We start from the raw sequence: 6,298 nt of genomic DNA, 5'->3' as shown, positions 1-6,298 counted from the left end.
GCATGACGCGCCAGATGAGCTCGCCCATGCCCACCGTGCCGTTCACGCTGGACCTATCGACCACGCTGTATTTCCACAACTATCGAAACGGCATGCTCCTGGGGATTTCCAACTCCAACCAGGAGCCTGGTTTCGCCCGGGACTTCACGCATGAATGGCTGCCGGAGTTCAACGCAGCTGCCCGGGTGTGCGCCCCGGCGCTGGAGGCACCGGAACTGGCGTGCGGCTGGGCCGGACTGTATGAGAACACGCCGGACCACAACGCACTCATCGGTGCGTCCAGTTCCGTGGAGGGCTTCTACTACGCCACGGGATTCTCCGGCCATGGCTTCCTGCAGGGTCCCGCCGTCGGCGAGCTGGTCCGGGACCTCTACCTGGACCGCGATTCCTTCATGGACCACACGTCGTTCTCCGCCGATCGGTTCCGCACAGCAGATCAGCTCATCCAGGAAGTCCACATCATCTAGCGCGGAAGGCCACCGCGCCCCGTCCTCCGCAACAGCCATGATCTTGAAAGGAACCACACCATGACCGCCCTTGAAACCTGGGAACTTCGAGCCGAGTTCGCGAAGCGGCTCTCCGTGATGTACGGCAGGGAAGTCCCCGCCTACAACACGCTTGTGGAGGTTTCCACCGAGGTGAACCAAGCGTATGCAGCCAAGCACGGCGCAGAAGCCGAGAGGCTCGGCAGCATTGCACGGGTGACAGCTGAACGCCACGGCGCCATCCGTGTTGGCTCCCCGAAGGAAATGGCGCAGGTTGCCCGCGTCTTTGCAGCCTTCGGCATGTATCCGGTCGGTTTCTATGACCTTCGCGACGCTTCTTCGAGCTCCGTGCCCGTGGTCTCGACAGCGTTCCGCCCAATCGATGGCGCTGAACTGGCCAAGAATCCCTTCCGGGTCTTCACCTCCATGCTGGCCGCCGAGGATCCGCGGTTTTTTGACCGCGAACTGCGCGCGGAGCTGGCCGAATTCATCGGCGCCCGGCAGTTGTTCGGTGCGGAGCTGCTTAGTCTGGCGGACAAGGCCGCCGCCGGTGGAGGGGTGACCGCGGACGACGCCGAGAGCTTGCTGGAGCTGGCCACCGCAGCCTTCGAACTCTCCGGGGACCCCGTGGACTACGAGTGGTACAAGAAACTAGAGGCGGTCTCCGCCGTCGCCTCCGACATCGGCGGCGTGTCCACGACGCACATCAACCACCTCACCCCCCGGGTGCTGGACATCGATGAGTTGTACAAGAGGATGCAGGCGYGCGGCATCACTATGATCGATGAGATCCAGGGACCGCCGCGCTGGGACGGGCCGGACCTGCTGCTGCGCCAGACCTCTTTCCGCGCGCTGGGTGAAAACCGTGTGTTCCGCTACGCCGACGGATCCACTAACGAGGGTGAACTGCGGGTGCGCTTCGGCGAAGTCGAGGCCCGCGGAATTGCCTTGACGCCGGCGGGCCGCGATCTCTACGACCGGATGGTCGCCGAGTCGGACGCGCGGTTGGCCGCGGCCCCGGCCGGAACGACCCGCGTCGAGGTAGCCGCCGAGGTGTGGGCGGAGAACCTGCCCAGCACAGAAAAAGAGCTGGCCCTGCAGGGGCTCGCCTATTTCACCTACCGCCTCGACGAAGGCGCGCTGGGCGCTGCACCCCTGGCCGCCACCGCTTCCCTGGCCGATCTTGTCGACGCCGGAATCGCCATCCCTGAACCCATCGTCTATGAGGACTTCCTCCCCCGCTCGGCCGCCGGAATCTTCCAGTCAAACCTGACCGAGGAGGGTTCCAAGGACGAAGAGCAGGTCGGAACCAGCTTCGACATCCACCGGATGTCCCAGATTGTCGGTTCCGAGGTTTACGACCCCAACGATCTCTACCAGCGGCAGCAGGACGAATCGATCGCGGCCCTAGGCCGCCGCCTCAACATCAATCTCACACACTAATCAGCCCACCAGTACAAAGAACTACAGGAGATCACGATGACGGAAACTCTGACCCAAACATCCGAACTGGCAGCGATCGTCCGCGACGCGCTGGAGGCCTGCGGCGTCAATGTTGACGCCCTCAACGGCCCGCACAAGGCGTCCTCCCCGCTCACCGGTGAAGTCTTGATGACCTTGCCGGCCAACTCACCGGCGGACATCGAGACGATGATCGGCCAGGCGCACCAGGCGTTCAAGACGTGGCGAGATGTGCCTGCACCGCTGCGCGGCAACCTGGTAAAGCGCTGGGGCGAACTGCTGACCGAACACAAGGAGGACCTGGCCAGGATTGTGACGGCCGAGGCCGGCAAGATCCAGTCCGAGGCTCGCGGCGAGGTCCAGGAAATGATTGATATCTGCGACTTTGCAGTTGGCCTGTCCCGCCAGCTCTACGGCCGGACTATGCCCTCGGAGCGACCCGGACACCGCCTCATGGAGACTTGGCACCCGCTGGGCGTTGTTGGGGTCATCTCGGCCTTCAACTTCCCGGTTGCGGTCTACTCCTGGAACACGGCACTGGCATTGGTGTGCGGTGACACCGTCGTATGGAAGCCCTCGGGGATGACCATGCTCAGCGCATTGGCCGCCGATGCCCTGCTGGGCCGCGCCGTCGCGGACGTTGGGGCACCCCAGGACCTGCACAAGCTGGTCCTGGCTGATCGTTCCGGCGGCCAGATCATCGTCGATGATCCGCGCGTCGCCCTGCTCTCCGCCACCGGCTCTGTCCGGATGGGCCAGGAAATCGCCCCCCGCGTGGCTGGCCGCTTTGGCCGCGCGCTGCTCGAACTCGGCGGAAACAACGCAGCGATCGTTGCGCCGTCGGCCGATCTCGATCTGGCCCTGCGCGGCATTGTGTTCGCGGCCGTTGGAACCGCCGGCCAGCGCTGCACGTCCATGCGCCGCCTGATCGTGCACGAGTCAATCGTTGATGAACTGACGGACAAGCTTGTCAGCGCCTACGCCACGCTCCGGATCGGGACCCCGATGGATGAGGAGAACCTGATCGGGCCCCTGATCAACAAGTCCAGCTTCGATGGCATGCAGAACGCCATCAAGGCCGCGCAGGATCAGGGCGGCACCGTTCTCTGCGGCGGCGGCCGTGTGAACTCCGAGGAAGAGCCTGGCGCCTACTACGTGGAGCCCGCTATCGTGCGGATGCCGGCCCAGACCGCCGTCGTCAAGGACGAGACGTTTGCCCCGCTGCTCTACGTGATGACCTACACGGACTTCGAGGACGCCATCGCCATCCAGAACGACGTCCCCCAGGGTTTGTCCTCGGCCGTGTTCACGAACGACCAGGCCGAGGCCGAACGCTTCATGTCGGCCGGCGGATCCGACTGCGGCATCGCCAACGTCAACATCGGCACCTCAGGCGCCGAAATCGGCGGCGCCTTCGGCGGCGAAAAGGAAACCGGTGGCGGCCGCGAGTCAGGTTCCGACTCCTGGAAGGCCTACATGCGCCAGGCGACCAACACCGTCAACTACTCGGGGCAGCTGCCGMTCGCCCAGGGCGTGAAGTTCCTCTAGAAACCCCGGCGGAGACAGTGCCAGCCGGTCCGGCACCGTCTCCGCCGCCCGCCCCCGCCACATCACGTAGCTGCCAGCACACAAGGAGTATCCAGCGATGACCAGTCTGTTCGACATGATGGATGAATGGGGACCGGAAAAGATCGTCACGGTCAGCGACGCAAAAACAGGAATGAAGGGCGTGCTGGTCATCGACAACACCGCCCGAGGCATGGGCAAGGGCGGTACCCGGATGCAGCCTGGCGTCACCGTCGAGGAGATTGCCCGCCTGGCCCGGGTCATGACCTGGAAGTGGGCCGGCGTCGACCTGTTCTTCGGCGGAGCCAAAGCCGGCATCCGGGCCGATCCGAGCTCACCCCACAAGGAAGCAATCCTCCGCTCCTTCGTCCGGGCCCTGAGCAATGAGGTCCCGTCCGAATACGTCTTTGGACTGGACATGGGACTGACGGAAAACGATGCGGCCCTCATCATCGATGAATTGGGCGACCGCGGTGCAGCAGTAGGGACTCCGTACGACCTCGGCGGCGTACCCTACGACCAGCTGGGCATCACCGGGTACGGCGTCGCTGAAGCCGCGGACGAGGCGGCCGCAACCATCGGACTCCAGGGACAGCGCGTGGCCATCCAAGGTTTCGGCRCTGTTGGCCATGCCACCGCTGCCCGGCTTCACGAGCTCGGCTACAGCATCGTGTCGATTTCCACTGCCGAGGGCGCGCTTCACCAGACCGAAGGGCTGGACATCCCCACTCTGCTGGCGATGCGGGCTCGGCTCGGCGACGGATTGGTCAAAGAGTTTCCGGAGCTGGCCATTCCGGCTGGCACCGAATTGTTTGTCGACGCCGAAATCGCGATCCCGGCTGCCCTGCAGGATGTCATCCATGAGGGCAACGTGGGCGGCATCTCGGCCAAGCTCGTGGTGGAGGGCGCCAACCTTCCCACAAACGCCGCTGCGCAGCACTTGCTGCGTGCGGCATCCGTGACGGTAGTGCCCGACTTCGTCGCCAACGCCGGCGGCGTAGTCAGCGCCGCCTTTGCGATGGAGTCCCGGTACTCGCCGTTCCGTCCCGAGACCGAGCAAATCTTCACCACGGTCTCCCATAAGCTTCGAGCAAACACGGCCATCGTGCTGGCGGAGGCGCAGAAGCTGGATTCCACCACCCACCACGCCGCCCGTTCGCTGGCACAAAGCCGCGTCCGCCGCGCCATGGAACTGCGCGGCAAGCCCCTGCAGTACTAACATCCCACCACGCACGGCCGCAGGGACAAGGAAGAGCAGCACGCATGAAGATTGACCAGATTGTCGAAGAACTCACCGCAGCAGTTGCGGGCGTCGTGGACAGCAGCAACCGTCGGCGCGCGGAATACTCGACGGACGCCTCCAACTACCGGGTGGTGCCCCAGGTGGTGGTCATGCCCAAGAATGCGGAAGACGTTATCGAAGCGGTCAGGATTGCCCGCAGGCACGGACTGGCTGTCACCGGCCGCGGTGCCGGCACATCGTGCGCCGGCAACGCGGTGGGACCCGGACTGGTGCTGGACTTCAGCAGGTTCATGAACCAGATCATCAGCATCGATGTGGAGAACAGGACCGCGGTGGTCCAGCCCGGCGTCGTTCTCAGTGACCTGCAGCGGGCTGCCGCCGTCCACGGGCTGCGGTTCGGGCCGGACCCGTCCACGTCCACCCGGTGCACCATCGGCGGCATGATCGGCAACAACGCGTGCGGCCCCCACGGACTCTCGTACGGGCGGACGGCGGATAACGTACGCCGGCTGCGCTGGCTGACCGGGTCGGGCCAAGTGCTGGAGCTGGGCTCGGGCAAGGACACCACGGCCCGGATCCCCGGACTCGATGAGTTCATCACCGCCAATCTGGACGTCCTTCGGCTGGAATTCGGCCGGTTCGGCCGCCAAATCTCGGGCTATAGCCTCGAGCACCTCCTACCCGAGAACGGCGGAAACCTGGCCGCTGCCCTGACCGGGACGGAAGGTACTTGCGGCATCATCCTGGAGGCCGAGGTCCGGCTGGTTCCGCAGGCGGTTGCCCCGGCGTTGGCCGTGTTGGGATATCCGGATATGCCGGCTGCGGCCGACGCGGTTCCCGGCCTTCTTCCGCACCATCCGCTGGCCCTGGAAGGACTTGACGCGCAGCTGGTCAACGTGATTCGCAACGCCAAAGGCGAGCACGCAGTCCCCAACATGCCGGCGGGGAACGGCTGGCTCATGGTCGAGGTGGGCGGAGCGACGTCGAGCGAGGCGGTGGCTGCCGCAGAGCGGATGGTCCGGGACGCGGGCGCGATCGACTCAATGATCCTTCCGGCCGGACCGGAGGCCAAACGGCTGTGGCAAATTCGGGCCGACGGTGCCGGTCTGGCCGGGAGAACCGCTGCCGGGAAGCAGGCATGGCCAGGCTGGGAGGATTCGGCCGTCCCGCCCGAACATCTGGGCAACTACCTTCGCGATCTTGAACGTCTCATGGCGCGCGAAAACGTTTCAGGGCTGGCCTATGGCCACTTCGGGGACGGCTGCGTCCACGTCAGGATCGACTTCCCGCTGGAGAACGACGCCGGCGTGATGCGCCGCTTCCTGACGGCCGCGGCGGACCTCGTCGCCAAGTACGGCGGCTCACTCTCGGGGGAACACGGCGATGGCCGGGCGCGCGGCGAACTGCTGAAAACCATGTATTCGCCCCGGGCCCTGGCCGCGATGGCCGGTTTTAAGGCACTCTTCGACCTCCAGGACATCTTTAACCCGGGTGTCATCATCAATCCTGACCCCTTCGATGCCCACCTGCGCCGCCCGCGGGC

General features: G+C 65.2%; 5 protein-coding genes. All 5 read left to right on the top strand.

Annotated elements, in window-relative coordinates:
* The coding region (locus AB4Y86_RS09420; protein WP_441401980.1) for an NAD(P)/FAD-dependent oxidoreductase at positions 1-467 on the top strand (467 nt) is incomplete at its 5' end.
* A 60-nt stretch (positions 468-527) separates the two neighbouring features.
* Positions 528-1,928 (top strand): 2-oxoadipate dioxygenase/decarboxylase, encoded by a 1,401-nt coding sequence (hglS, locus tag AB4Y86_RS09415; RefSeq protein WP_441401979.1) that lies wholly within the window; start codon positions 528-530, stop codon positions 1,926-1,928.
* Positions 1,929-1,964: 36 nt separating this feature from the next.
* Positions 1,965-3,494: an L-piperidine-6-carboxylate dehydrogenase gene (gene amaB / locus AB4Y86_RS09410; RefSeq protein WP_441401978.1), complete on the top strand. Its 1,530-nt coding sequence runs from the start codon at positions 1,965-1,967 to the stop codon at positions 3,492-3,494.
* A 97-nt stretch (positions 3,495-3,591) separates the two neighbouring features.
* Positions 3,592-4,731: a Glu/Leu/Phe/Val family dehydrogenase gene (locus tag AB4Y86_RS09405; RefSeq protein WP_441401977.1), complete on the top strand. Its 1,140-nt coding sequence runs from the start codon at positions 3,592-3,594 to the stop codon at positions 4,729-4,731.
* A 44-nt stretch (positions 4,732-4,775) separates the two neighbouring features.
* The coding region (locus tag AB4Y86_RS09400) for an FAD-binding oxidoreductase (RefSeq protein WP_441401976.1) at positions 4,776-6,298 on the top strand (1,523 nt) is incomplete at its 3' end.

The organism is Arthrobacter sp. 2YAF22_2, assembly GCF_052114645.1.
Taxonomy (GTDB): domain Bacteria; phylum Actinomycetota; class Actinomycetes; order Actinomycetales; family Micrococcaceae; genus Arthrobacter.
This window is presented reverse-complemented; position numbering and strand designations above follow the sequence as displayed.